This window comes from Streptomyces sp. NPDC051636 (genome assembly GCF_044453765.1).
Taxonomy (GTDB): domain Bacteria; phylum Actinomycetota; class Actinomycetes; order Streptomycetales; family Streptomycetaceae; genus Streptomyces.
In genome coordinates this window covers 372,254-396,771 of the sequence record NZ_JBITDA010000004.1, presented here as the reverse complement: position 1 = coordinate 396,771, position 24,518 = coordinate 372,254, and the positions used below count along the sequence as shown (strand labels likewise).

Genomic DNA, 24,518 nt, shown 5'->3' with positions numbered 1-24,518 from the left:
AGCGTGGAAGAGCCAAATCATGGTCTGACCAAGCTCCGCTGTGAGGGTTGCATGTACCAGCCGAACCTCTCCCCACTCATGGACAGCCTGGCGTTCTCCGCTCTCGTCGCCGCCCTGCCCCTGCTCTCCTTGTTCCTGCTCCTCGGCGGACTGCGGCTCAAGGCCCACTGGGCCGGGCTCGCCGCGCTGGCCGTGGCGATCACCGTCGCCGTGGCGTGCTACGGCATGCCCGTCAAGCTCGCCCTGCTGGCGACGAGCGAAGGCGCGTGCTTCGGCCTCTTCCCGATCATGTGGATCGTGGTCACCGCGATCTGGGTCTACCAACTCACGGTCGTCACCGGCCGTTTCGAGGACCTGCGCCGCGCCTTCGGTCTGATCAGCGACGATCCTCGGGTCCAGGCCGTCATCATCGCGTTCTGCTTCGGCGCCCTGCTGGAGGCCCTGGCCGGATTCGGCGCTCCCGTGGCGATCACCGGCGTCATGCTCATGGCTCTCGGCTTCGCTCCCGTACGGGCCGCGCTCACCGTGCTGGTCGCCAACACCGCGCCCGTCGCCTTCGGTGCGATCGCGATCCCCATCATCACCGCGGGCAACCTCACGAAGATCCCCTACACGGACATCGGTGCCTACGTCGGCCGTCAGACACCCATCATCGCCCTTTTCGTGCCGCTGCTGCTCGTCGTGCTCGTCGACGGCCGACGCGGACTGCGTGAGACCTGGCCGGTGGCGCTCGTGTGCGGCGCGGTCTTCTCCGTCGCCCAGTTCGTCAGCTCCAACTACATCTCGGTGGAGCTCACCGACATCATCGCCTCGCTCGCGGCCCTGGCGGCGGTCGTCCTCTTCCTCCGCGTGTGGCAGCCCAGCGGTGGGGAGCAAGCCAGGGCCACCCTGCTGCGGGAGCGGGAGGCGGAGAGCGGCGGTGGCTCCGGCGCGGGCCCCAACCATGGCGTGCCGTCGGGCGCCCCGGGGGAGGCCGGCGCGGCCACCGCCACGCGTCCGGCGCCCGCCGGCACCGCGACCGCCAGGGAGCCGGAGGGCGGAACCGGGGTGGTCATGGCCTTCTTGCCCTACCTGATCGTGATCGCGGTCTTCTCCCTGGCGAAGCTGTGGACCCCCGCCAAGGAGTTCCTGGCCACGACCGATCTCAAGCTCGGCTGGCCGGGGCTGGACGGGCACATCCTCACGGCGGCGGGGCAGCCCTCCACCGCCACCGTCTACACCCTTCCCTGGCTGTCCTCCCCGGGCACGCTGCTGCTGCTGTCCGGCGTGCTGGTCGCCGCGGTGTACCGGGTGAACCCGCTCACCGCGGTCCGGGAGTTCGGCGCCACCGTGGTCAGGCTGCGCTGGGCCCTGCTCACCGTCGCCTCGGTGCTGGCCCTCGCCTACGTGATGAACCTGTCCGGTCAGACCATCACGATCGGCACCTGGATCGCCGGTGCGGGCACCGCCTTCGCCTTCCTCTCGCCGATCCTGGGCTGGCTGGGCACCGCGGTCACCGGCTCGGACACCTCGGCCAACGCGCTGTTCGCCACGCTCCAGCAGGCCGCCGGACACAAGGCCGGGCTCGACCCGACCCTGCTCGTCGCGGCCAACACCTCCGGCGGGGTCGTCGGCAAGATGATCAGCCCGCAGAACCTCACCATCGCGGCCACCGCGGTCGGCCTGGTCGGCCGGGAGTCGGTGCTGTTCCGGGCCGCCGTCAAGTGGAGCCTGCTGCTCCTGCTGGCCATGTGCGTCCTCGTCCTGCTGCAGTCGAGCCTGCTCGCCCGGATGCTCCCGTGAGCGCCGCCGCGCCCTCGTCGACCGGAGGAATCATGCGGATCGCCCTGTTCGTCACGTGCCTGACCGACACGCTCTACCCCGAGACCGGCCGGGCGGTGGTGAGGCTGCTGGAGCGCCTGGGCTGCGCGGTGGAGTTCCCCGCCGGCCAGACCTGCTGCGGCCAGATGCACTTCAACACCGGATACCAGCGGGAGTGCGTGCCGCTCGTGCGCCGCTTCGCCGAAACCTTCGCCGGCTACGACGCGGTCGTCACCCCCTCGGGCTCCTGCGCGGCCATGGTGCGCGAGTACCACGGGCGGGTGGCCGAAGTGGCCGGGGACGCACGGCTGTCGGCGGCGGTGCGGGACACGCCGGCCGTCTACGAGCTGTCGGAGTTCATCGTCGACGTCCTCGGCGTCACCGACGTCGGCGCCTGCTTCCCGCACCGGGTCACCTACCACCCGACGTGCCACGCACAGCGCATGCTCGGCGTGGGCGACAAGCCGCTCAGCCTGCTGCGGGCGGTACGCGGCATCGACCTGGTCGAACTGCCGGCCGCCGACCAGTGCTGCGGCTTCGGGGGCACCTTCGCGCTGAAGAACCACGACACCTCGGTGGCCATGTGCGCGGACAAGACGCGGCATGTGCTGGGCACCGGAGCCGAGGTGCTGTGCGCGGGCGACAACTCCTGCCTCATGCACATCGGCGGCGTCCTGTCCCGGCTGCGTACCGGAGTGCGCACCCTGCACCTGGCCGAGATCCTCGCCGCCACCGAGGAGGACCAGGCACCGGCCGCCCCGCCGCTGCCGCGGTCCGTCCCGCACCCCGGGAAGCCGCAGCCGTCCCCTCGCGCCACGGAAAGGAGCAGTACCCCATGAGCGGCCCCACGTTCCTGGGCGTTCCCGCGTTCCCGTCAGCGGCACGCACCGCCCTCGCCGACACCCGGCTGCGGCACAACCTCGCCCACGCCACCACCACCATCCGCCACAAGCGCGCGGAGGCGGTGGCCGAATTGGACGACTGGGAGGCGCTGCGCGAGGCCGGACGGGCCGTCAAGGAGCGCACGCTGCGCCACCTGGACCACTACCTGCTGCGGCTCGAGGAGCGGGTCACCGCGGCGGGCGGCCGGGTGCACTGGGCGCGCGACGGCCAGGAGGCGGCACGGATCGTCGTCGACCTCGTCCAGGCGACCGGCGAGCGGGAGGTGGTCAAGGTCAAGTCGATGGCCACACAGGAGATCGGCCTGAACGAGGCGCTGGCCGACGCGGGCATCGCCGCGTACGAGACCGACCTGGCCGAATTGGTCGTCCAGCTCGGCGAGGACCAGCCCTCGCACATCCTGGTGCCGGCCATCCACCGCAACCGGGCGGAGATCAGGGACATCTTCCTGCGCACCATGGGCGACCACGGCAGTCCGGCGCCGGCCGATCTGGGCGACGATCCACGGGAGTTGGCCGAGGCAGCCCGCCGGCATCTGCGGGAGAAGTTCCTGCGGGCCAAGGTCGGGATCTCCGGAGCGAACTTCCTGGTGGCCGACACCGGCACCGCGGTCGTCGTGGAGTCCGAGGGCAACGGGCGGATGTGTCTCACCCTGCCCGAAACCCTCATCTCCGTCGTCGGCATCGAGAAGGTCGTCCCCACCTGGCAGGACCTGGAGGTCTTCCTCCAACTGCTGCCCCGCTCCTCCACCGGCGAGCGGATGAACCCCTACACCTCGTCCTGGACCGGCACCACCGCCGACGACGGGCCGCGCGCCTTCCACCTGGTGCTCCTGGACGGCGGCCGCACCGACACGCTCGCCGACCCCGTCGGACGCCAGACGCTCAACTGCATCCGCTGCTCGGCCTGTCTGAACGTCTGCCCGGTCTACGAGCGCGTCGGCGGACACGCCTACGGCTCGGTCTACCCCGGCCCGATCGGCGCCATCCTCACCCCCCAACTGCGCGGCACGGCGGCGAAGGCCGACCGCTCGCTGCCGTACGCCTCGACGCTGTGCGGAGCCTGCTACGAGGTCTGCCCCGTCAAGATCAACATTCCGGAGGTCCTGGTCCATCTGCGGGCCCGGGTGGTCGACGAGGCCCGCACGCGCAGGGTGCCGAGTCCCGAGCGGCTGGCCATGGCGGCGGCGCGCTCGGTGCTCTCCAGCCCGTCCCGGCTGGCGGCGGCGCAGCGCGCCGCGGCCGCGGCCGGCCGGCTGGTGGGCCGCGACGGCCGGATCGGCCGGCTGCCCGGCCCGCCCTCGGCGTGGACCGAGGCACGTGACATACCGGCCCCGGCCCGGGAGAGCTTCCGGGCCTGGTGGAGGAGGACACACCAGTGAACGCACGGACAGAAGTGCTCAGCCGCATCCGGCGGGCGCTCACGGACGTCCCCGAAGACGAGCGCCCCGAGGACGTGCCGGTCACCCGTGCCTACGCGCGGAGCGGTACGGCGGCTGCCGGATCCACGGAGGCGGTGGAACTGCTCATGAACCGGCTCGCCGACTACGGCGCCTCGGTGCGGCTGGTGGCCGAAGGGGCGGTCCCCACGGCCATCGCGCAGACCCTGACCGCCCGCGGTGCCGCGTGCGTCGTGGTGCCGCAGGGCTTTCCCCCCTCCTGGCAGACCGCGCTGGACCCGCTCCGGGTGCTGGACGACCGTCCACGGGTGCCCGTGCGCGAACTGGACCGGGTCGACAGCGTGGTCACGACCGCCGCCGTCGCGATCGCCGAGACCGGCACCCTCGTCCTGGACGGCGGTCCGGGACAGGGACGACGCGCCCTGACCCTGGTGCCCGACCACCATGTGTGCGTGCTGCGGGCCGAACAGGTCGTGGCCCGCGTTCCCGAGGCGCTGGCCCGCCTGGATCCCGTACGGCCGCTGACGTTCGTCTCCGGACCCTCGGCGACCAGCGACATCGAACTCGACCGGGTGGAAGGCGTGCACGGACCGCGCACGCTCCACGCCCTCGTCGTCGTGTGACCCTACGTCTGTCATGACAGGAGTTGTCATGCCTGCCCGAGACCGAGAACCACGCCACCACGGGGCAGCGGCGCCCGATGCCAGGGAGCCGCGCCCGCAGCACCCCAGCGCACTCGCCGTCTGCGCGCTGCCGGCCGAAGAGGGGGCGGTGTCGCAGGCCAGAGCCTTCGCCGGGGCACAGCTGACGGCATGGCGGATCGGCGAGGAGGTGGTCGACGCGGCACGCGTCGTCGTCTCCGAATTCGTGACCAACACGGTCCGGCACAGCGGCTCCGCCGACGTCAGCCTCCGGCTCACGCGTTCCCGGGCGGACGTGTGGATCGAGGTCTTCGACAGCGGCACGTGGCACCCTCCCGCCACCGGTACCCCGTACGACGACCTCGCGGAGGGCGGCCGGGGACTGATGATGGTGGAGGCGCTGAGCCGGCAGTGCGGTGTGCACCGCACGGCGTACGGCACCTGTTCCTGGGCGACCCTGTCGGAGCATCCGCCCGGTGGACGGCGGGCCGGTACAAAAATGCGCCGCGCTCCGCGAGCCGGACCGGCACCGTCACCGCCCCGGACGGCCGCCCGGCCGTGACGGCCGCGCCATGGTCACGCTGCTCACCGTTCGCGCCGCCGGTTCGGGGTGGCATCCCCTTCCCTGTGATTCCGTAAGAGCGGCACAAAAAGGCGCCCCCGCGCCGAGGGCGCGAGGGCGTATCGGAAGAGGTGGTTCACAGCGCGTCGACGGCACTCACCTTCCAGCCGTCCGACGTGCGGGTCATCGTCATCCGCACCCGGTTCAGGTCCAGGCGGGAGCCGGAGACCTGGGTGCTCTGCGTGACCTGGTTGACGAAGAGCAGCACCACGGCCCTGTCCGGTGAGGCCGACACGACGGAGGCCGCTGGAGCGCCGCTGTCCGTGGGCTCGGCGACCGTCGCCTTCACCACCCCGTGGTACTTCCTGGCCGTCGGCCCGACCACACGCGACGTGGTCTTCCGGTACTCGTCACGGAAGTGCCCGGTCAGCCGGTCACGGGCCCGGGCGAAGTCCCGGTCCAGATGCCGGTAGTCGTACGACAGCACGACCGGTGCCGCCTTCCGCGCGGCCGTGAGCGCCTCACCGCGGGCGGCCTCCGCGCGCCGCCCCTGCCGGTACTGCCATCCGAGGACGGCCGCCGCGACCAGGGCCGCCACGAGGACGATGCCGAGCAGCGCGGTGAGCAGCCGCCGCCGCGACCGCCGTGACGGCTCGTCGTCCGGCGTGCCGTCCTCCTGTGCGTCCTCCTCGAAGGACTCCGGCGACGGCTCGGGCGGGTCGTCCCAGCCGCCCGGGGGCTCGATCAGGACCGTGCCTCCGGCCGTCCGGAGCGGAGGCTCCTCGGCGGCGGCCGGGCCCGGCTCGCGGTGACCGCGCTCGGCGCGCTTGGCCGCCGCGCGGGCGGCGGCGGTCATGGTCCGGCGGCCGGTGGTGCCGGCACCGCGGCCCCGGGTGGTCGTGTTCGCCATGATTGTGCTCCTCACTGGTGGGTGCCGGGTCAGCCCACGAACTCGACGTCGGAGGTCAGCCAGCGCCCGCCCCGGTGCACCAGGTCGAGCTGCAGCCGATACGTGCGCGCCTCGCCCTGGGGCACGGCGGTGTTGGTCACCTTGCTGTCGGCGACCACCAGGACGCGGGCCCAGCCGGCGTCCGACCGGACGATGCCGGCGTCGAGGACCTGGCCCTCGGACACGGATTTGTTCGCGGCGACGAGCTTGGTCAGCTCCGCCGTCTGCGCGGTGAACTGCTTCTTGAAGTCGCCGGTGGCGCCCTTGAGCACGTTCGCGCTGTCCCGTTCGTAGTGCCGGTAGTCGAGCGAGGTGAAGTTGAGCGCCGACTGGCGGGCCGCGGCCAGGATGTCCTGGTGCCGCCGCTCCGTCCCGTGCTGCTGGTGCAGGCGCAGACCCAGCCAGCCGGTGACCGCGGTGGTGAGGACGATCGCCACGACGAGGCCGACCGTGAGCGCCCTCCCGTTCATTCCATGGGGCCGACGAGCAGCCATTGCCACGACTCCTTTCCGAACACCGTCTGCTGGCCACCCGTCGAGCCGATCTCGACGGGCCTTCCGTCCGGGCCGGTGGCGGTGCCGGTCTCCGGGTCGTACGGCGTGACGTACGCCGCCTGGTTCGTGCCGGACGCGGCCCGCGCACCCGGGGCGTTCTGGGAGCCCCGCACCGACGTCCGCCCGCCGCGCGGGGCCGTGCAGCCCGCGTCGGTGTTCGCCTCGCGCGTGCTGGTGTCCGAGGGGTCGCGCCGCGCCGTGCCGTATCCCTGGGTGCACGCCGGTGGGTCGTCGGCGTTCACCACCAGCCCGAAGTGGGTGGTGCCGTCGCCGGGGACGACCGTGTAGCTGCCCGAGACCAGCGCCGGGAAGGTGACGAGGGACTGCTCCACGCCGGGCAGGTGCGCCAGAGTGACCTGGCCGCCGCTGATCAGGTTGGCCAGCAGGACCGACAGCCGGGGCCCGGTCGACTTCAGCAGCGAATTGATCTGCTGCGCGGCAGGTGTGGCGTTGCCGATCAGCTTGCGCAGGTCACCGTCGCTCGACTTCAACTGCGCGCTGAACGCCGCCAGATCGTGCGCGAACGACTTGATGGACGAGCCCTGGTCGGCCTGTGTCTTGAGGACCGTGCGCGAGTCCTCGATCAGCGAGATCGTCTCGGGCAGCGACTCGGACGCCGACTCGACGAGCGCGTTGCCCGAGTCCACCAGCCGGCTCAGGTCCGGCCCGGTGCCGGAGAACGCCTTGCCCAACTCGTCGACGGTGACCCGCAGATCGTCCTTGCCGACCGAGTTCACCAGCCGGTCCAGGCTGAGCACCAGGTCGGTGGGGGGCAGCGGCACACGGGTGCTGCCGCGCGGAATGGTGCTGCCGTCGAGGAGGTAGGGGCCCGTGGACGTACGCGGCTGCAGGTCGACGTACTGCTCGCCCACCGCCGAACGGTTCGCCACCACGGCGAGGGTGTCCGCCGGGATGCGCGGCGCCCCGTCGTCGATGTCCAGGGCGACCGAGACGCCGTCGGCGCCGGTCAGCCTCAGCGCGCCGACGCGGCCCACGGGCACCCCGCGGTAGGTGACCTCGGCGCCGGGGAAGATGCCCCCGGAGTCGGCGAAGTCGGCCCGCACGGTGTAGCCGCGGTCCAGGACGTCGTCCACCAGACCGGTGTACTCGGCGCCGACGTACGACACCCCCAGGGCGGTGACCGTGGCGAAGGCGAGCAGCTGGGCCTTGACCGTACGAGTGATCACGGCTGGATCCCCTTCAGCATCAGCTCGGCGAGCGCGAGGTCGATCCCCTCGGGCGGCTTAGCGCCGGTGGCGTAGCCGCTGGTGCACACCGGCGGGCACAGCGGCCCGCCGCCGCCCGAGGGGGCCGAGGGATCCGACGGCACCGAGGGCGACGCCGGCAGGCCCGGTGTGCTCGGCAGCGCGGTCGGTGTCGGCACGCTCGGCAGGTCCGGGACATCCGGGAGATCCGGTACGCCGGGGGTGCCGGGCTTGTGGGAATCGCCGTCGCCCTTGCCGGAGCTGCCGCCCGTCATGTTCCCGTAGAGGTCCGCCAGGTCGAGATCGGCGGTGATGTGGAGGTTGACGTAGTCGCCCTTGACGGCGTCCGTGGCGTTGCGCGGGAACGGGTAGGTCGTCAGCAGTTCCAGGGAGTTGGGCAGGTCGTCGCCCGACTTGTTCAGCTGTTGGAGGATCGGCCGGAGCTTCTCGAGGTTCGCGACGGTGTCGTCGTGCGAGGCGGTGACCACCTTGGTGCCCGTCGTGCCGAGCTTCGACAGGGCGGTGAGCATCTTCGTCAGATCGCGCCGCTGGCCGGCCAGGACCTTCAGTGCGGGCGGCATCGTGTCGACGGCCTTGGCGATGGTCTTCTTCTCCTTCCCGAGCCGTCCCGCGAGCCGGTCGACGGCCTTGATCGCGTGGACGATGTCCTTGCGCTGGTCGTCCAGACCGCCGATGAACGTGTCCAGCTCCTTGAGCAGGGAGCGGACCCGGTTCTCCCGGCCGTCCAGGGCCTTGTTCAGCTCCACGGTGATCGTCTTGAGCTGGGCCACTCCTCCGCCGTTGAGCAGGGCGGACAGCGCGGACAGCACCTCCTCGACCTCCGGGTTGCGGCCGCTGCGGGACAACGGGACGCGGTCGCCGTCGCGGAGCCGGCCCACGGCCGCGGTGCCGGTCGGGGCGGCGAGCGCCACGTACTTCTCGCCGAGCAGGCTGGTCTGCCGCAGCTCGGCGACCGCGTTGGCGGGCAGCTTCACCGAGTCGGCGATCCGCAGCCGTACACGCGCGTGCCAGCCGTCCAGCTCCACCTTCTCCACCGCGCCCACGGTGACGTCGTCGACCTTCACCGCCGACTGCGGCACCAGGTCGAGGACGTCGCGGAACTCGACGGTGACGTGGTAGGCGTGGCCGTCCCCGGCGGCGCCGCCGGGGAGCTGGACGTCGTACCAGCCGTTGAACTCGCAGCCGGTCAGCAGCAGCGAACCGACCGCCGCCCAGGCGACCGCCCCGCCCTTGCGCCGTGCGTTCATGCGCTCGCCCCCAGGATTCCGCCGAGCGTCCGGTCGACCGTGCCCGTCACCGCGGAGCCCTGCGGCACCTTCGGCAGGGAGTCGAACAGCTCCTTCAGCTCCTTGCAGTCGGGGTTCTTGCCGCCCTCGTCGCCGGTCGTCTTCAGCACGGAGCACAGCAGCGAGGCCGGGTCCTGTGGCTGCTGGGCGTTGTTGCGGGTGTCGAGGGTGCCCGCGGACGGGTTGTAGGCGTTGTTCAGGTTCGACAGGCCCGTGGGGGCCACCCGCAACAGCTCGTCCAGCGCGGCCCGTTCGGTGACGAGCACCTTGGTCACCTTGCTGAGGCCCTTCACGTTCGAGGTCAGGGACTTCTTGTTGTTCTTCACGAACTCCGACACGTCGCCGAGCGCCGTCCCCAGGTTCGTGAGTGCGTCCGCGAGGTCCTTGCGTTCGCCGGCGAGCTGCTTCGCGACGCCCGCGAGGCTGGTGTTGAACGACCGCACGCTCTTGTCGTCGGCCGCGAGGGCCGCCGTGAACACCTGCAGGTTCCGCACCGTGCCGAACAGGTCGGTGCGGCCGTCGGACAGCGTGGTGACCGCCTGCGACAGGTCGTGGACCGTCTGGTGGAGGTTCTCTCCCTGGCCGCCGAGGTTGTCGGCGCTCACCCCGAGCAGCCGCGACAGGGAGCCGTCCTTGTTGGCGCCCTTGGGGCCGAGCGCGTCGGCCGTGGTGTGCAGGCCGTCGAAGATGCGGTCCAGCTCGACGGGTACGGCCGTGCGCGACTCGGGGATGACGGCACCGTTCCGCAGCACCGGGCCCCTCCGGTACACCGGCAGCAGTTGTACGTAACGGTCGCTGACCACCGAGGAGTTGATGATCGCCGCCTTGGCGTCGGCGGGGACCTTGCGCCCCTCGTCGTACTCCAGCTCCACCCGCACCCGGCCGCCCTCCGGCGTGATCTTCCTGACCTCGCCGATCCGCACGCCGAGCACGCGGACGTCCGAGCCGGGGTAGATGCCGACGGTGCGCGGGAAGTACGCGGTGACGCGCACCGGCTCGGGGCGCGGCCACAGCACGTAGGCGAGGGCGGCGACGAGGGCCAGTGCGGTGATCAGGGCCAGGCGCTTCTTCGGGCTCCTCACTGCGTGCCTCCCGTCCGCGGCGCGACCGGAGCGGCGACCATGTTCTGCACGTAGGAGTCGAACCAGCGGCCGTTGCCGAGGGTGTTGGTGAAGAGCCGCACGTAGGGCGCGAGCAGCTTGACGCTGCGGTCGAGGCTGGACTGGTTGCGTTCGAGCATCTGCACCACATGCTTCAGGCCCTTCAGCGCGGGCCCGATCTCCTTGTCGTTGTCCTCGACCAGGCCGGAGAGCTCGATGCCGAGCGCGGCGGAGGTCTTCAGCAGCTTGTGGATCGCCTTGCGGCGCTTGCTGATCTCCTTGAACAGCTTGTCGCCGTCCTTGACCAGGGCGGTGAAGTCCCCGGAGCGTTCGGCGAGCACGCCCGTGGTGCCGTTCGCGTGGTCGAGGAGTTCGCCCAGGGCCTTGTCGCGCGAGGCCACCGTCCGGGAGATCCTCGACAGGCCCTTGATGGACGCCTGTGCTTCGGCGGGCGAGTCCTGGAAAGTGGTGGAGATGGTGTCCAGGGCCTTCGCCAGCCGGTCGGTGTCCACCTTCTCCGAGGTGGTGGTCAGGTCGCTGAAGGCCTGCACGACGTCGTACGCCGCGACCGTCCGCCTGAGCGGGATCTCGCTGCCGGACTTCAACTGCCCCGGTCCCTTGGGGTGCAGCGCGAGGTACTTGGCGCCGAGGATCGTCTTGACCCGGATCGACGCGCCGGTCTCGGTGCCGAACCGCGGATCGCCCTTGACCTTGAAGGTGACCTTGACGTGGTCGCCGTCCAGGTCGACGTCCTCGACCTTGCCGACCTTGACCCCGGCGATGCGCACCTCGTCGCCGGGCTTGAGACCGCCCGCCTCCGAGAAGGCCGCGCTGTACGTCCGGCCGTCGCCGATGAACGGCAGGCTGTCGACGTTGAACGCGGCCAAGGTCAGCAGCGCGAGGACGGTGAGGCCGGCGGCTCCGATGACGACGGGGTTGCGCTCGCGGAACGGAATCAGGCGGGGGCGGCGGATGCGCGGGAGTCTTATCCGCGGCGGCTCGATGCGCACCTTCACCAGCGGCTCCGGCCCGCGGGGGCGGGGCGCCCGACGCGGGAGCCGTATCCGCGGCAGCTTCGGCGGATCGACGCGTACCTTGACCAGCGGTTCAGTCCGGTTCACGCGGGATGTACGGGTCATGATCCGCACCTCGCCCTCGCCACGTGCAGGTCGGGGCTGAGCACCTGCTTCGTCTTCGGCAGCACGATCCGGCCGTCGAAGTCGCAGAGGTAGAAGTTGAACCACGAGCCGTAGGACGCGGTCCCCGTCAGTGCGTTGAGCTTGTTCGGCAGCCGCTTCAGCACGCCCTCCACGGTCTTGTCGTTGTCGTTCAGCGTTCCGGTGAGATCGGTCAGCTGGGCGATGTCGTCCTTCAGCGGCGGCCGCGCGTCCTTCAGCAGCCCCGAGGTGGCGTCCGTCAGGCCGCCGATGTTCACCAGCGACTCCCCGATGGGCTTGCGGTCGGCGGACAGACCGGAGATCACCCGCCGCAGCTGCTTGATGAGCCCGGAGAAGCGGGCACCGCGCTTGTCCAGCGTCCCCAGCACGGTGTTGAGGTTGTCGATCACCGAGCCGATCAGCTTGTCGCGATCGGCCAGCGTCGTGGTGAGCGAGGCCGTGTGCACGAGCAGGCTGTTGACGGTGCCGCCCTCGCCCTGCAGTGTCTTGATGATCTCGGTGGCGAGCTGGTTGACGTCCTGCGGGCTGATCGCGGCGAACAGCGGTTTGAAGCCGTTCAGCAGCGCGTTGAGGTCCAGCGCGGGCCGCGTGCGCCGCAGCGGGATGGTGGCGCCGGGCTTCAGCCGGGTGCCGTCGCCCGCGCCCTCGGTCAGGGCGACGTACCGCTGCCCGACCAGGTTCCGGTAACGGATGACCGCGTGCGTGCTGGTGAGCAGCGGCCGGTCCGCGCCGACGCTGAAGGTGATCTCCGCCAGCGTCCGGTCCTTGATCCGGATGTCCTCGACCTCGCCGACCCGCACCCCGGCGACCCGGATGTCGTCGCCCTTCTCCAGGCCGGTGACATCGCTGAACACCGCGCGGTAGGTGTGCTCGGGGGTGAAGGAGATGTTGACGATGGTGGCGGCGAGCAGTGCCGTCGCCAGGATCGTCACCAGTGCGAAGAGGCTGAACTTGATCAGCGGCCCGGCGGTCTGCCGGGCTCCTGACGTCCTCATGCGACGCTCACCGCCGTCCCGCGCGCCATCGGCCCGAACAGCAGCGTCGCGACCGGCGGCACCTCGTCGGCGGACACGCCCATCACGGGCGACACCAGCGAGCCGACGGCCCGCTGCTCGGCCCGGGTGGCGGACACCCCGGCCGGACCGGACGAACCCGGCTTCTTCGAACCGTCGTTGAGGTGGACCCCGGGTGCGGGCACCGAAGGATGCGGCAGGTCGCGGCAGTCCGGCCCCGACCGGTCGGCGTACCGGGGCTCCTCACCGGGCTCGTACGCCCCCTGGTCGTGCACCACCTCCAGCGTGATGTGCATCTTGCCGCCCCGGAACGCCTGCTCGGAGGCCTGCTCCTCGTGGACCAGGCCGGCGAGGAGGCAGGGGTACTCGGGCGAGTAGCGGGCGAAGAGGTCCAGCGTCGGGCGGGAGACCCGGCCGAGGGTGATCAGCCGGTCGCCGTTCGCGTCGAGGAAGTCGTCCGCGGTGCCCGCCACACCGGCCGTGGTGGTGAGCGCGGACGCGATGCGGTCCCGCTGCTCGATCACGGTACGGCTGGTGGTGACGGTGTTGCGCAGGATCTCCATCAGGTCCGGTGCCGCGTCGCCGTACACCTCGGCCACGTCGGCCAGACGGGCGAAGTCCTCGGTGAGGGACGGCAGATGAGGATTCAGGCGGTGCAGATAGGCCTCCACGCGTGTGAGGTTGTCGCCGATCCGGTCGCCGCGCCCTTCCAGGGCGGTGGCGAAGGCGGAGAGCGTGGCGTTGAGCTTGCCGGGCTGCACGGTGCGCAGCAGCGGCAGCAGGTCGTTCATCAGCTGCTGCAGCTCGATGCCGACGCGGGTGCGGTCCTGGCTGATGACGTCACCGGCCCGGATCGGGCGGGCCGCGGAGTGCGCGGGCGCGACCAGGTCGACGTACTTCTCGCCGAACAGCGTCTTGGGCAGCAGCCGCGCGTGCACGTCGGAAGGGATGTCCGCGACGTACTCCGGCTTGAGCGCGATGTCGAGCGTCGCCTTCCTCCCGTCGGCGTGCACCGCGCGCACCTCGCCGACCAGCACCCCGCGCAGCTTGACGTCGGCCCGCGCGTCGAGCTGGTTGCCGATGCTGCCGGCCTCCAGCCTGATCCGTACGGCCGGGGTGAACGCCTGCCGGTACACGGCGACCGACAGCGACAGCAGCAGGGCGAGCACGGCGAGGAACACCACGCCGTACAACCGCAATCTCAGCACCCTCATCCGGCTCACCCCGCGATCCGTACGGTCGTGTTGGCGCCCCAGATTGCGAGCGACAGGAAGAAGTCGAGGACGTTGATCGCCACGATCGAGGTCCGCACCGCGCGGCCCACCGCGACGCCGACGCCCGCCGGGCCGCCGCTCGCGTAGTAGCCGTAGAAGCAGTGCACCAGGATGATCAGGACGGCGAAGACCAGCACCTTCCCGAACGACCACAGCACGTCGACCGGTGGCAGGTACTGCTGGAAGTAGTGGTCGTAGGTGCCCGCCGACTGCCCGTAGTAGCCGGTGGTGATGGTGCGGGCGGCGAGGTACGAGGACAGCAGCCCGACCACGTACAGCGGGATCACGGCGACGAAACCGGCGATCATCCGGGTGGTCACCAGGAACGGCAGCGAGGGCACGCCCATCACCTCGAGGGCGTCGGTCTCCTCGCTGATCCGCATCGCGCCGAGCTGGGCGGTGAACCCGGCGCCGACGGTCGCGGACAGCGCGAGACCCGCCACGAGGGGCGCGATCTCTCGCGTATTGAAGTACGCCGACAGGAACGCCACGAAGTTCGAGGTGCCGAGCTGGTTCAGCGCGGCGTACCCCTGCAGGCCCACCTCCGTGCCGGTGAAGAACGACAGGAAGGCGATCACACCGACCGTGCCGCCCACGACGGCGAGGGCGCCGCGCCCGAAGCTGACCTCGGCGAGCAGCCGCAGGACCTCCTTCTTGTAGCGGCGTACGGTGCGGCCGGTCCACGCCAGGGACCGCCCGTAGAAGGAGAGTTGGCTGCCCAGCCCCTCCAGACTTCTCAACAGCGCCATGCCTCAGCCCCTCTGCGGGACGACCTGGAAGTACACCGCGGTCATCACGAAGTTCGTCACGAACAGCAACATGAAGGTGATCACCACCGACTGGTTCACGGCGTCGCCCACACCCTTCGGGCCGCCCTGCGCCGTCAGTCCCTTGTACGAGGCGACGATGGCCGCGATCGCCCCGAACACCAATGCCTTGATCTCCGCCGCCCACAGGTCGGACAGCTGGGCGAGGGTGGTGAAGGACGCCAGGTAGGCGCCGGGCGTGCCGTTCTGCAGGACGACGTTGAAGAAATAGCCGCCTGCCACGCCGACCACCGACACCAGGCCGTTGAGCAGCACCGCCACCACCATCGACGCCAGCACGCGCGGCACGACCAGCCGGTGGATCGGGTCGATGCCCAGCACCTGCATGGCGTCGATCTCCTCACGGATCTTCCGCGCCCCGAGGTCCGCGCAGATCGCCGTGCCGCCCGCGCCCGCGATCAGCAGCGCGGTCACGATCGGCGACGCCTCCCGCAGCACCGCCAGCACCGAGGCGGCCCCGGCGAAGGACTGGGCGCCGAGCTGCCGGGTCAGGCTGCCGATCTGCAGCGCGATCACCGCCCCGAACGGGATGGACACGAGCGCCGTGGGGAGGATGGTGACGCTCGCGACGAACCACGCCTGCTGGATGAACTCCCGCGCCTGGAACGGCCGTCGGGGTATCGTCCGCACGACGTCGAGCGCCATCGCGAACAGGTTTCCCGAGTGCCTGAGCGCCCCGGTCGGTGACAGCCTCATACGTCCGCCACCGCCTTCCGGCGGCGCAGCTCGGCCTCGCGCCGCGCGATCGCCTCCCAGCGGGGCGGCCGGGTGATGCCCGGCCCCGGCAGCAGGCGGGGAGTCAGAGCCTGGACGGGCGCCCCGTCGACGAGCTCGGCCAGCTCCTGCTGGACCTGGGCGGCGTCCTTCTCCTCCGCCATGCCGATCGGCCCCTGCATCCGGCCGTTCAGGAACTGCCGGACCACGGGCTCGTCGCTGGTCAGCAGTTCCTCGCGCGGCCCGAACATGACCAGCTCGCGCCGGAACAGCAGCCCGATGTTGTCGGGGACCTGGCGGGCGGAGGCGATGTCGTGCGTGACGATCAGGAAGGTCGCGTCGATCTGCGCGTTGAGGTCGACGATGAGCTGGTTGAGATAGGCGACGCGCACCGGGTCGAGACCCGAGTCGGGTTCGTCGAAGAGGATGATCTCGGGGTCGAGGACGAGGGCGCGGGCGAGACCGGCCCGCTTGCGCATTCCGCCGGAAATCTCGCCGGGCAGCTTCCCCTCCGAGCCGATCAGCCCGACCATGTCCATCTTCTCCAGCACGATGCGCCGGATCTCGCTCTCGGACTTGCGGGTGTGCTCCCGCAGCGGGAAGGCGATGTTGTCGTACAGGTTCATCGAGCCGAACAGGGCGCCGTCCTGGAACAGCACGCCGAAGAGCTTCCGCACCTCGTACAGCTCGTGCTCGCGGAGCCTGGTGATGTCACGCCCCGCGATCCGGATCGAGCCCCGGTCCGGCTTCAGCAGTCCCACGAGCGTCTTGAGGAAGACCGACTTGCCCGTGCCCGAGGGGCCGAGCATGACCGAGACCTCCCCAGCGGGCAGCGTGAGCGACACGTCCTGCCAGATGACCTGGTGACCGAAGGACTTGGTCAGCCCTTCCACACAGATCTCGACACCCATCCGGTCCACCTCTCGGCCCATGGAGCAGTTCCGACACCTGCTCTACGGGGAGGGGCGGGGCGTCCGTCGCGGAGAAGGCGGATTTTTTTCCGGACGGGGTGCGGCGGGTCTACGGGAGGGCGGTCGGGGTCGGTACGGCGACCGGGACGGAGGGCGTGGCGGGAGCCTTCGGCACGGCCGGCAGTGCCGTCGGGCCCGTGGAGGCCTTCGGCAGCTCGGGCAGGCCGGGCATGCTCGGCAGGTTCGACACGCTCGGGACCGCGGGGACGGTCGGCACCGGTGACAGGGAGGCCTGGGGCAGGGGCGGCACGGACAGCGGCAGCAGCGACCGGTCGTGGGCGCGGTCCGACGGCGCCGCCCCGGCAGCCCTCGAGGGGGCCGACAGCTCGTGGACGTTCGGGGCGGGCGTCCGGCCGGTACCGGGCCGTACGGTCCCGGCGGTGGTCCGGGACACGGGGGACGCGGCGGGCAGGGGAGTGGTGTCCGGCCGGCCCCCGTCCAGCGCGTACGGCAGCACGAACCCCGCCACCACCAGCGTCGCCGCCGTCGACGCCGCCGCCGCCACCTGCGCCTTGCCGCCCGCCCGCAGCCGCCCCCGCCCGACCAGGAACAGCGCGAACCCGAGCGTCGCGGCCAGCGAGTTCCGCAGCGTCCGCCGGGCCCGGGCGAGGAGCGACTCGACGGTCCGGTAGCTCAGCCCCATCCGGACGGCGACCTGGCTGACGTCCAGGTCCTCGGACTTAAGCCGCAGCGCCTCCGCCTGGCGGGCGGGCAGCTCCCCGCTGCGCACGGCCAGCCATCTGGCCTCGGCCCGGTCGCAGACGGCCTCTTCGACCGGGACCGGTCCGGGCGCGACCAGCGTCGGGCTGGTGCGGACCTGGGCCTCACGGTTGACCTGCCGGTAGCGGTCCACGCACAGCCGCATGGTCACCGTGGTCAGCCATGCGGCGAGCCGCTCGTCGTCCAGATCGGGCCGCTCCGCCGCGCGCAGCATCGCCTCGTGCACCGCGTCCTCGGCGTCCTCCTGGCTCATCGACCGGCGCCGGGCCACCTTGAGCAGCTGCTCGCGGTGGCTCCACATGCGCTGCCAACGGTCGTTGGCGGCTCGTATCTCCGCAGGCATGTCCGTCGCCATGAGGGCCCCTTCGCTCTCACCCGCCGGTGTCGTCCCGTCCGGCGGGTGGCGACATTACCCTCCGGTAGCCGCGGTTGTGGAGGGGGTGGAGGTCATCGAGTCTCCGCTGTTACTGGTCAGCGGACCGCCGCTGGGCAGCAGGTCGCCGCTGGGCAGACCGGCCGTGGGGTCGGGTACGGGGACCAGGGGTTTCGTTGTTTTCCCGCTCGCCGGACGGGAGTTGGCGGGGGTCGGCGAGGCCGGGGCGGACGGTGCCGGGGACGGGGTGGCGCTCGGGCGAGGGGACGGGTTCGGCTTCGGTGCGGGTTTCGGCCGCGAGTCGTCGGGGCGGGCCGAGGGCCGCGCCTGCGCCGTGGCGGGGCCGTCCGGAACCACCCGGTGACCTTCCAGGAAGTACGCGTACCAGGCCCTGACCGTGCGCAGATACGCCGCCGAGTGGTTGTAGCCGAGAATCGCCCGGTCCAGGCCGGCGGGCTCGGACAGGTCCCCCCCGGCCGCGCACAGATAGCGCCCGGCGGCGAGTGCCGCGTCGAACACGTTGTCCGGGTCGGCCCGCCCGTCGCCGTTCCCGTCCGCGCCCCAGCGGGCCCAGGTCGACGGGATGAACTGCATCGGCCCGACCGCGCGGTCGTACACCGCGTCCCCGTCGTACGCGCCGCCGTCCGTGTCCCGTACGACGGCGAAGGCGCCGCCGTCCAGGCGCGGACCCAGGATCGGGGTCACCGTCGTGCCGTCGCCGGTCACCCGGCCGCCCTCCGCCTGCCCCGACTCCACCTGGCCGATCGCGGCCAGCAGCTGCCACCTGAGCCGGCAACCGGGCGCGGTGCGCGCGAGTTCCGCCTCGGCGTGCCGGTAGGCGGCGAAGACGGTCGCGGGCACCGCGCCACCGCCCACCGAAGCCTTCCTGCCCTGCCCGGCCCGCTTCAGCGGCGGAAGCTCCGTGCGGTACGGAGTGTCGCCGGACATGCTCGGACCCTGCCCGGCGGCGGGCCGCTCCACCGGTGCGGCGGCCCGCGCCGGGGCCGCCCCCGGCGCCTGTGACGCGGTCAGCGCCGCCATCGCCGCCGCCGCGACCGCCGTACCCCTGGCGCCCCTGAACCTGTGCCCTGCCACGTTGCGATTCCCTCCCTGTGGACTGCTGTCATCTGCTCTACGGGGGAGGGCGGCGCGTCCGTCGCGATCTGCCTACCCTGAAGGTGTGGCCCGGTCCAACGACGAGGTCGCCGCACTGCTCCAGGAGTACGCGGACCTGATCTCGATCACCGGAGGAGACGCGTTCAAGGCACGTGTCTACGAGAAGGCTGCCAGGGCGGTCGGCGGCCACCACGCCGACGTCTCCACGCTCGACCTCAAGGGCCTTCAGGAGATTCCGAACGTCGGAAAGTCGATCGCCCGGAAAGTCCTCGAATACTTCGACAGCGGCAGCGTGTCCGCCGTCGAGGAGCTGCGGGCGAGGATCCCCGCCGGGGTCCGCCGTCTGACGGCCATCCCCACGCTCGGCCCGAAGAAGGCGCTGACGGTGTACGAGGAGCTGGGCATCTCCTCGGTGGACGAACTGGCCGAGGCCATCCACGCCGAACGGCTGCGCGACCTGAAGGGCTTCGGGCCCAGGACCGAGGAGAACATCCTCCACGGCATCGAGCTCCTGCAGTCCGCCGGGAACCGCGTCCAGCTCGACGTCGCCATGGACGTCGCCGACGACATCGTCGCCGGGCTGTCCCGGGTCACGGGCTGCCGGCGGTGCGCGTACGCCGGGTCACTGCGCAGGCTCCGCGAGACGATCGGCGACATCGACGTCCTCGCCGCGGCTCACCGGCCGGCGCCGATCATGCGGGCGTTCACCGAGCTGCCCTACGTGACGGAGGTGATCGCGCGGGGCGAGAAGAAGACGTCCGTGCGCACCTCCAAGGGCCTGGCCGTCGATCTGCGCGTCGTGCCGCCGGACTCCTGGGGAGCGGCACTGCAGTACTTCACCGGCTCCAAGGCCCACAACATCCGCACCCGGGAGCTGGCCGTGCACCAGGGGCTGAAGCTCTCCGAGTACGGGCTCTTCGACGTCGAGAGCGGCGAGAGGACCGTCTCCGAGACGGAGGACGAGGTGTACGCCCGGCTCGGCCTGCCGTGGATCCCGCCCACGCTGCGCGAGGACCGCGGGGAGATCGAGGCCGGGCTGCGCGGCGAGCTGCCCGACCTGGTGACGGAGGCGGACCTGCGGGGCGATCTGCACACCCACACCGATCTCACCGACGGCCTCGCCCCGCTTCCGGAGATGGTCGAGGCGGCGGCCGGACGCGGCTACGCCTACTACGCGATCACCGACCACGGGCCGGACATGGCCATGCAGCGCATGACCGACGAGCGGATGCTGGCCCAGCGCGAGCAGGTGCGCGAGCTCGACGGCGCGTACACCCCCCGGGGCGGACGCGCCGGCATGCGGCTGCTGCACGGCGCCGAACTGAACATCGGCCCCGACGGCGAGGTGGACTGGCCCGAAGAGTTCCTCGCCGGTTTCGACCTGTGCGTGGCCTCGGTGCACTCGTACTTCAACCAGGGGCGCGAGGCGCTGACCCGCCGGCTCGTACGGGCCTGTGAGAACCCGTACGTCAACATCATCGGCCACCCCACCACCCGGATCATCGGCAAGCGGCCCGGCGTCGACGCCGACCTCGACGCGGTCTTCGCCGCCTGCGCCCGCACCGGCACGGCCCTGGAGATCAACGCCCACCCGGACCGGCTGGACCTGCGCGACGAGGACATCCTGCGGGCCAGGCGGTACGGGGTGAGGTTCGCCGTCGACAGCGACGCCCACGCCGTCGTCCACCTGGCCAACATGCGCTACGGCGTGGGGACCGCGCAGCGCGGCTGGCTCACCAAAGACGACGTGATCAACACCTGGCCGTTGACACGGCTGCGGCGGTTCCTGCGCAAGGGGACCCGGTGACCGGGAGGGCTGCCCGGAGAACCGTGCCGCGCGTTAGGTTGAGCGCGTGCGATTGAGAGTGGAGTTCACGACCGAACCCTTCGACCTGGACGAGGCGCCCGCCCACGCCCTGGTGGCGCGGCAGGTCGTCCGGACGGCAGAACTGGACGCCGTGGACGTCGGCCCGTTCGGCAACACGGCGGAAGGCGGCGCCGACGCCGTCCTCACCGCCGTGGACGCGTTGCTGCGCAAGACCCTGGAGGCCGGCGCCACCCGGATCTCGCTCCAGGTCAACGTGATCCCGGAGGGTGAGAGGTGACCGGGGACGAGCCCTTCATCACGGCCGTGAAACCGCTGGTCGACGCCATGGGCGGGGAGATGCTCCCGCCGGACGAGGCCGGCCCGGACGACGTCGTGCTCGCCTGGGAGGGCGTCGACGTGGTCGCCGTACGCCTGCCCCAGCTCGCCGACTCCCTGGACCACATCCTGGCCGCCATGGAGCGCAAGCGGGGCAAGCCGCTGGCCGAGCTGGACCGCAAGGCCAAGCAGGAGGTCGTACGGGTCCTGGAGGCGCGTGGCGCGTTCTCCGTACGGCACGGCGTGGAGACCGTCGCGGGCGCGCTCGGCGTCAGCCGCTTCACCGTCTACAACTACCTGAACCGCGAGAAGCACCCCTGAGCGCCGCTCTCGCCGACCCCAATTTTCAACAAAGTGTTGACGTTCTGGTGTCGGAGGGCGTTAGCTGGCGGCAGCCCGTTCAGTACGACGGCCGCTCGCGGCCACGGAGGCTCCCGTGACTTCGACTTCCACGCCACCGGGCCTGGCCCGGTTCAACGCTCTGGAGGAGCACGCCGCCTTCGCCGCCCTCCACGAAGCGTGCACCGCCACGGCGTGGGCCGGGCGCCTGCTCGCCGCCCGCCCCTACGCCACCCCCGAGGACCTCTACGCCGCCAGTGACGCCGCCATGGCCGAGCTGACCGCCGCGGACCTTCAGGAGGCGATGGCCGGGCACCCGCCGATCGGCCGCCCCGAGCCGGGCGAGACGGCCTCCGCCCGTGAGCAGAGCGGCATGGCCGGCGCCTCCGAGGAACTCAAGGCGGAGATGCTGGAACTGAACCTGGCCTACCAGGAGAAGTTCGGCCACGTCTTCCTGATCTGCGCCACCGGCCGGACCGGCGAGCAGATGCGGGACGCGGTCAAGGAGCGGCTCGGGAACTCGCCGGAGCAGGAGCGGGAGATCGTCCGCACCGAGCTGGGCAGGATCAACCGCATCCGACTGGCCCGACTCGTCGAAGAGGACGCCTGACCATGAGCACCAGCACCACCGCCTCCGTGTCCACGCACATCCTGGACACGTCCGTCGGCCGCCCCGCCGAGGGCGTCGCGGTGCGGCTCTCCGCCCGCCGCGGGCGCCGGGCGGACTGGCAGGCGCTCGGCGGCTCCGCGACCGACGCCGACGGCCGGTGCAAGGACCTTCCGGACCTGCCGGAAGGGACGACACACGTACGGCTCGACTTCGCCGTCGAGGCGTATTTCCTGAAGTCCGAGAAGAAGCAAGCCGATGCGCAGCAGGACGCCCCCGCGAACCGGGACAGCGGTGCCGTGTTCTTCCCCGAGGTGGCGATCACCTTCGCCGTGCAGCCCGGGGAGCACTACCACGTACCGCTGCTGCTCAACCCGTTCGGCTACTCCGTTTACCGAGGGAGCTAGCAGACACATGCCCATCCTGGGACAGAACCAGTACGGCAAGGCCGGGAACCGAGTCGTCAAGATCACGCGGGACGGCGCCACCCACCACATCAGGGACCTGAACGTCTCGGTGTCGCTCTCCGGCGACATGGACGACGTCCACTACTCCGGCTCGAACGCCAACGTCCTGCCGACCGACACCACCAAGAACACGGTGTACGCGTTCGCCAAGGAGTACGGCATCGAGTCGGCCGAGCAGTTCGGCATCCACCTCGCCCGGCACTTCGTGACCTCCCAGGAGCCGATCCACCGGGCCCGTATCCGCGTCGAGGAGTACGCCTGGGAGCGGATCGAGCACTCCGGGAAGGGCGCGCACTCCTTCGTCCGCAAGGGCCAGGAGACCCGGCTGACCCAGATCACGTACGACGGCGCGACCTGGGAGGTCGTCTCCGGGCTCAAGGACCTCGTCGTGATGAACTCGACGGACTCGGAGTTCTGGGGCTACGTCAAGGACAAGTACACGACGCTGAAGGAGGCCCACGACCGCATCCTGGCCACCGAGGTCTCCGGCCGCTGGCGGTTCGGCTGGAGCGACGACGGGCAGCCGATGCCCGACTGGGAGGAGTCCTACGCGCAGACGAAGCGGCACCTGCTCCAGGCCTTCGCCGAGACGTACTCGCTCTCGCTGCAGCAGACGCTGTACGCGATGGGCGCCCGCATCATCGACAACCGCGGCGAGATCGACGAGGTCCGCTTCTCCCTGCCGAACAAGCACCATTTCCTCGTCGACCTGGAGCCGTTCGGGCTGAAGAACGACACCGCCGGCGGAGCGGTGTACTTCGCCGCCGACCGCCCCTACGGGCTGATCGAGGCCACCGTCCTCCGGGACGGCTGCGAGCCGCGGATCCCGGTGGACCTCACCAACCTCTGACGCGGACACGGACATCGAACTCATCGAAAGCAGAGGACGAACGATGGCACAGCGCATCGTCATCGAGAACTGTTCGATCGCGACCGTGGACGCCGACGACACGGAGTACGCCTCCGGGCACGTCGTCATCGCCGGCAACCGCATCGAGGCGGTCGGCGCGGGCAGGACCCCCGAGGGCCTGGAGAACGTCGTACGCCGTATCGACGCCTCCGGGCACCTGGTCACCCCCGGCCTGGTCAACACCCACCACCACTTCTACCAGTGGATCACCCGGGGCCTGGCCACGGACCACAACCTCTTCAACTGGCTGGTCGCGCTGTACCCGACATGGGCCCGCATCGACGAGCCGATGGTGTACGCGGCGGCCCGGGGCTCGCTGGCGATGATGGCCCGCGGCGGGGTGACCACCGCCATGGACCACCACTACGTCTTCCCGCAGGGCTCCGGCGACCTGTCCCGCGCGATCATCCGCGCCGCCCGCGAGACGGGCGTCCGCTTCACCCTGGCCCGCGGCTCCATGGACCGCAGCGAGAAGGACGGCGGCCTGCCCCCGGACTTCGCCGTCGAGACCCTTGAGGGCGCCCTCGCCGCGACCGAGGAGACCGTCAAGGAGCACCACGACGCCTCCTTCGACGCGATGACCCAGGTCGCCGTCGCCCCCTGCTCGCCTTTCTCCGTCTCCACCGAACTGCTCCGGCAGGGCGCCGAGCTGGCCCGTCGGCTCGGGGTGCGGCTGCACACCCACGGCTCGGAGACCGTGGAGGAGGAGAAGTTCTGCCACGAGATGTTCGGCATGGGCCCGACCGACTACTTCGAGTCCACCGGCTGGCTCGGCGAGGACGTGTGGATGGCGCACTGCGTCCACATGAACGACTCCGACATCGCCGCCTTCGCCCGGACGAAGACCGGTGTCGCCCACTGCCCCTCCTCCAACGCCCGCCTGGCCGCCGGTATCGCCCGCGTCCCCGACATGCTCGCGGCCGGCGTCCCGGTCGGCCTCGGCGTCGACGGCACCGCCTCCAACGAGTCGGGCGAGCTGCACACCGAGCTGCGCAACGCCCTCCTCATCAACCGCCTCGGCGCGCACCGGGAAGCGGCACTGAACGCCCGGCAGGCGCTGCGCCTCGGAACGTACGGCGGCGCCCAGGTGCTGGGCCGGGCCACGGAGACCGGCTCCCTGGAGCCCGGCAAGCTCGCCGACCTGGTGCTGTGGAAGCTCGACACCCTCGCCCACGCCTCCATCGCCGACCCGGTGACCGCGCTGGTCTTCGGCGCGGCGGCCCCCGTCACCGCGTCGTTCGTGAACGGCCGGCAGATCGTCGGGGACGGGCGCCTGCTCACCGTCGACGAGGACGCGATCGCCCGCTCGACGCGGGACGAGGCCCGGCGCCTGGCGCGGATCGCCGCCCAGGGCTGAGCACGTGAAGGACTCCGGCCGGGACGGCCGGCTCCCGGTCGGCGGCCGTCCCCGGGGCGCGCGCGGACGCGCGCCCTCCGGGCCGATGGTGC

Annotated in this window: 25 protein-coding genes; 12 read left to right on the top strand and 13 right to left on the bottom strand. The window is 71.3% G+C overall.

Going from position 1 to position 24,518, the window contains the following annotated elements:
* Positions 1 to 51: 51 nt before the first annotated feature.
* Genes ACIBBH_RS11495 through ACIBBH_RS11475 form a run of 5 tightly spaced genes read left to right on the top strand, consistent with a single transcriptional unit; the run spans position 52 to position 5,302 of the window.
* Complete coding sequence (locus tag ACIBBH_RS11495) at positions 52 to 1,782, top strand: L-lactate permease (protein WP_399404015.1); 1,731 nt, start codon at positions 52 to 54, stop codon at positions 1,780 to 1,782.
* Between the two features lie 32 nt (positions 1,783 to 1,814).
* Positions 1,815 to 2,639, top strand: a complete 825-nt coding sequence (locus tag ACIBBH_RS11490) for a (Fe-S)-binding protein (RefSeq protein WP_399404014.1) — start codon at positions 1,815 to 1,817, stop codon at positions 2,637 to 2,639.
* A complete protein-coding gene (locus ACIBBH_RS11485; RefSeq protein WP_399404013.1) occupies positions 2,636 to 4,081 on the top strand; it encodes a LutB/LldF family L-lactate oxidation iron-sulfur protein in 1,446 nt (481 codons plus the stop codon). The genes ACIBBH_RS11490 and ACIBBH_RS11485 overlap by 4 nt, the downstream gene beginning before the upstream one ends.
* Positions 4,078 to 4,722, top strand: a complete 645-nt coding sequence (locus tag ACIBBH_RS11480) for a lactate utilization protein C (protein ID WP_399404012.1) — start codon at positions 4,078 to 4,080, stop codon at positions 4,720 to 4,722. Before ACIBBH_RS11485 ends, ACIBBH_RS11480 begins: the two co-directional genes overlap by 4 nt.
* Before the next feature lie 28 nt (positions 4,723 to 4,750).
* Positions 4,751 to 5,302 carry an ATP-binding protein gene (locus tag ACIBBH_RS11475; protein ID WP_399404011.1) on the top strand — a complete coding sequence of 184 codons (552 nt, stop codon included), beginning with the start codon at positions 4,751 to 4,753 and terminating at the stop codon, positions 5,300 to 5,302.
* A 136-nt stretch (positions 5,303 to 5,438) separates the two neighbouring features.
* Here the strand turns inward: ACIBBH_RS11475 and ACIBBH_RS11470 are convergent, their stop codons facing one another.
* The 13 genes from ACIBBH_RS11470 to ACIBBH_RS11410 all read right to left on the bottom strand — a co-directional run bounded on the left by ACIBBH_RS11470 (position 5,439) and on the right by ACIBBH_RS11410 (position 18,582).
* Complete coding sequence (locus ACIBBH_RS11470; protein WP_399404010.1) at positions 5,439 to 6,212, bottom strand: hypothetical protein; 774 nt, start codon at positions 6,210 to 6,212, stop codon at positions 5,439 to 5,441.
* A 29-nt stretch (positions 6,213 to 6,241) separates the two neighbouring features.
* On the bottom strand, positions 6,242 to 6,745 hold the full coding sequence (locus ACIBBH_RS11465) for a hypothetical protein (RefSeq protein ID WP_399404009.1): 504 nt from the start codon (positions 6,743 to 6,745) through the stop codon (positions 6,242 to 6,244).
* Entirely contained in the window at positions 6,718 to 7,992 is a 1,275-nt protein-coding gene (locus tag ACIBBH_RS11460; RefSeq protein ID WP_399404008.1) for an MCE family protein, read from the bottom strand. Before ACIBBH_RS11460 ends, ACIBBH_RS11465 begins: the two co-directional genes overlap by 28 nt.
* Positions 7,989 to 9,278, bottom strand: a complete 1,290-nt coding sequence (locus ACIBBH_RS11455) for an MCE family protein (protein WP_399404007.1) — start codon at positions 9,276 to 9,278, stop codon at positions 7,989 to 7,991. Before ACIBBH_RS11455 ends, ACIBBH_RS11460 begins: the two co-directional genes overlap by 4 nt.
* On the bottom strand, positions 9,275 to 10,378 hold the full coding sequence (locus ACIBBH_RS11450; protein WP_399404042.1) for an MCE family protein: 1,104 nt from the start codon (positions 10,376 to 10,378) through the stop codon (positions 9,275 to 9,277). The genes ACIBBH_RS11455 and ACIBBH_RS11450 overlap by 4 nt, the downstream gene beginning before the upstream one ends.
* A 17-nt stretch (positions 10,379 to 10,395) precedes the next feature.
* Positions 10,396 to 11,376, bottom strand: coding sequence for an MCE family protein (locus ACIBBH_RS11445; protein ID WP_399404041.1), 981 nt, complete (start codon positions 11,374 to 11,376; stop codon positions 10,396 to 10,398).
* Between the two features lie 176 nt (positions 11,377 to 11,552).
* Positions 11,553 to 12,590, bottom strand: coding sequence for an MCE family protein (locus ACIBBH_RS11440; RefSeq protein WP_399404006.1), 1,038 nt, complete (start codon positions 12,588 to 12,590; stop codon positions 11,553 to 11,555).
* Positions 12,587 to 13,822: an MCE family protein gene (locus ACIBBH_RS11435; protein WP_399404005.1), complete on the bottom strand. Its 1,236-nt coding sequence runs from the start codon at positions 13,820 to 13,822 to the stop codon at positions 12,587 to 12,589. The genes ACIBBH_RS11440 and ACIBBH_RS11435 overlap by 4 nt, the downstream gene beginning before the upstream one ends.
* A 5-nt stretch (positions 13,823 to 13,827) precedes the next feature.
* Positions 13,828 to 14,631, bottom strand: a complete 804-nt coding sequence (locus ACIBBH_RS11430) for an MlaE family ABC transporter permease (RefSeq protein ID WP_399404004.1) — start codon at positions 14,629 to 14,631, stop codon at positions 13,828 to 13,830.
* A 3-nt stretch (positions 14,632 to 14,634) separates the two neighbouring features.
* Positions 14,635 to 15,405, bottom strand: a complete 771-nt coding sequence (locus ACIBBH_RS11425; RefSeq protein WP_399404003.1) for an MlaE family ABC transporter permease — start codon at positions 15,403 to 15,405, stop codon at positions 14,635 to 14,637.
* Positions 15,402 to 16,334: an ABC transporter ATP-binding protein gene (locus ACIBBH_RS11420; RefSeq protein WP_399404002.1), complete on the bottom strand. Its 933-nt coding sequence runs from the start codon at positions 16,332 to 16,334 to the stop codon at positions 15,402 to 15,404. The genes ACIBBH_RS11425 and ACIBBH_RS11420 overlap by 4 nt, the downstream gene beginning before the upstream one ends.
* Positions 16,335 to 16,443: 109 nt before the next feature.
* Positions 16,444 to 17,469 (bottom strand): sigma-70 family RNA polymerase sigma factor, encoded by a 1,026-nt coding sequence (locus ACIBBH_RS11415; protein WP_399404001.1) that lies wholly within the window; start codon positions 17,467 to 17,469, stop codon positions 16,444 to 16,446.
* Positions 17,470 to 17,523: 54 nt separating this feature from the next.
* On the bottom strand, positions 17,524 to 18,582 hold the full coding sequence (locus ACIBBH_RS11410; protein ID WP_399404000.1) for a lytic transglycosylase domain-containing protein: 1,059 nt from the start codon (positions 18,580 to 18,582) through the stop codon (positions 17,524 to 17,526).
* A gap of 85 nt (positions 18,583 to 18,667) precedes the next feature.
* Between ACIBBH_RS11410 and polX the strand changes: the two genes are divergently transcribed.
* From polX to ACIBBH_RS11375, 7 genes are all read left to right on the top strand, one after another.
* Positions 18,668 to 20,410: a DNA polymerase/3'-5' exonuclease PolX gene (gene polX, locus ACIBBH_RS11405; protein WP_399403999.1), complete on the top strand. Its 1,743-nt coding sequence runs from the start codon at positions 18,668 to 18,670 to the stop codon at positions 20,408 to 20,410.
* A gap of 46 nt (positions 20,411 to 20,456) precedes the next feature.
* On the top strand, positions 20,457 to 20,708 hold the full coding sequence (locus ACIBBH_RS11400) for a hypothetical protein (protein WP_399403998.1): 252 nt from the start codon (positions 20,457 to 20,459) through the stop codon (positions 20,706 to 20,708).
* A complete protein-coding gene (locus ACIBBH_RS11395) occupies positions 20,705 to 21,067 on the top strand; it encodes a helix-turn-helix domain-containing protein (RefSeq protein ID WP_399403997.1) in 363 nt (120 codons plus the stop codon). The genes ACIBBH_RS11400 and ACIBBH_RS11395 overlap by 4 nt, the downstream gene beginning before the upstream one ends.
* A gap of 115 nt (positions 21,068 to 21,182) precedes the next feature.
* Positions 21,183 to 21,695 (top strand): 2-oxo-4-hydroxy-4-carboxy-5-ureidoimidazoline decarboxylase, encoded by a 513-nt coding sequence (gene uraD, locus ACIBBH_RS11390; protein WP_399403996.1) that lies wholly within the window; start codon positions 21,183 to 21,185, stop codon positions 21,693 to 21,695.
* Positions 21,696 to 21,697: 2 nt separating this feature from the next.
* A complete protein-coding gene (gene uraH / locus ACIBBH_RS11385; RefSeq protein WP_399403995.1) occupies positions 21,698 to 22,099 on the top strand; it encodes a hydroxyisourate hydrolase in 402 nt (133 codons plus the stop codon).
* A gap of 7 nt (positions 22,100 to 22,106) precedes the next feature.
* Positions 22,107 to 23,009 (top strand): factor-independent urate hydroxylase, encoded by a 903-nt coding sequence (gene pucL / locus ACIBBH_RS11380; protein WP_399403994.1) that lies wholly within the window; start codon positions 22,107 to 22,109, stop codon positions 23,007 to 23,009.
* 43 nt (positions 23,010 to 23,052) lie between these two features.
* A complete protein-coding gene (locus ACIBBH_RS11375) occupies positions 23,053 to 24,426 on the top strand; it encodes an 8-oxoguanine deaminase (protein WP_399403993.1) in 1,374 nt (457 codons plus the stop codon).
* Positions 24,427 to 24,518 lie beyond the last annotated feature (92 nt).

Coding starts and splice junctions, on each gene's coding strand:
- ACIBBH_RS11420 (WP_399404002.1), bottom strand. CDS start 16,334: ATGGGTGTCGAGATCTGTGTGGAAGGGCTGACCAAGTCCTTCGGTCAC.
- ACIBBH_RS11440 (WP_399404006.1), bottom strand. CDS start 12,590: ATGAGGACGTCAGGAGCCCGGCAGACCGCCGGGCCGCTGATCAAGTTC.
- ACIBBH_RS11375 (WP_399403993.1), top strand. CDS start 23,053: ATGGCACAGCGCATCGTCATCGAGAACTGTTCGATCGCGACCGTGGAC.
- ACIBBH_RS11465 (WP_399404009.1), bottom strand. CDS start 6,745: ATGGCTGCTCGTCGGCCCCATGGAATGAACGGGAGGGCGCTCACGGTC.
- ACIBBH_RS11490 (WP_399404014.1), top strand. CDS start 1,815: ATGCGGATCGCCCTGTTCGTCACGTGCCTGACCGACACGCTCTACCCC.
- uraH (WP_399403995.1), top strand. CDS start 21,698: ATGAGCACCAGCACCACCGCCTCCGTGTCCACGCACATCCTGGACACG.
- ACIBBH_RS11425 (WP_399404003.1), bottom strand. CDS start 15,405: ATGAGGCTGTCACCGACCGGGGCGCTCAGGCACTCGGGAAACCTGTTC.
- ACIBBH_RS11430 (WP_399404004.1), bottom strand. CDS start 14,631: ATGGCGCTGTTGAGAAGTCTGGAGGGGCTGGGCAGCCAACTCTCCTTC.
- ACIBBH_RS11415 (WP_399404001.1), bottom strand. CDS start 17,469: ATGGCGACGGACATGCCTGCGGAGATACGAGCCGCCAACGACCGTTGG.
- ACIBBH_RS11485 (WP_399404013.1), top strand. CDS start 2,636: ATGAGCGGCCCCACGTTCCTGGGCGTTCCCGCGTTCCCGTCAGCGGCA.
- ACIBBH_RS11470 (WP_399404010.1), bottom strand. CDS start 6,212: ATGGCGAACACGACCACCCGGGGCCGCGGTGCCGGCACCACCGGCCGC.
- pucL (WP_399403994.1), top strand. CDS start 22,107: ATGCCCATCCTGGGACAGAACCAGTACGGCAAGGCCGGGAACCGAGTC.
- ACIBBH_RS11455 (WP_399404007.1), bottom strand. CDS start 9,278: ATGAACGCACGGCGCAAGGGCGGGGCGGTCGCCTGGGCGGCGGTCGGT.
- ACIBBH_RS11495 (WP_399404015.1), top strand. CDS start 52: ATGTACCAGCCGAACCTCTCCCCACTCATGGACAGCCTGGCGTTCTCC.
- ACIBBH_RS11435 (WP_399404005.1), bottom strand. CDS start 13,822: ATGAGGGTGCTGAGATTGCGGTTGTACGGCGTGGTGTTCCTCGCCGTG.
- ACIBBH_RS11475 (WP_399404011.1), top strand. CDS start 4,751: ATGCCTGCCCGAGACCGAGAACCACGCCACCACGGGGCAGCGGCGCCC.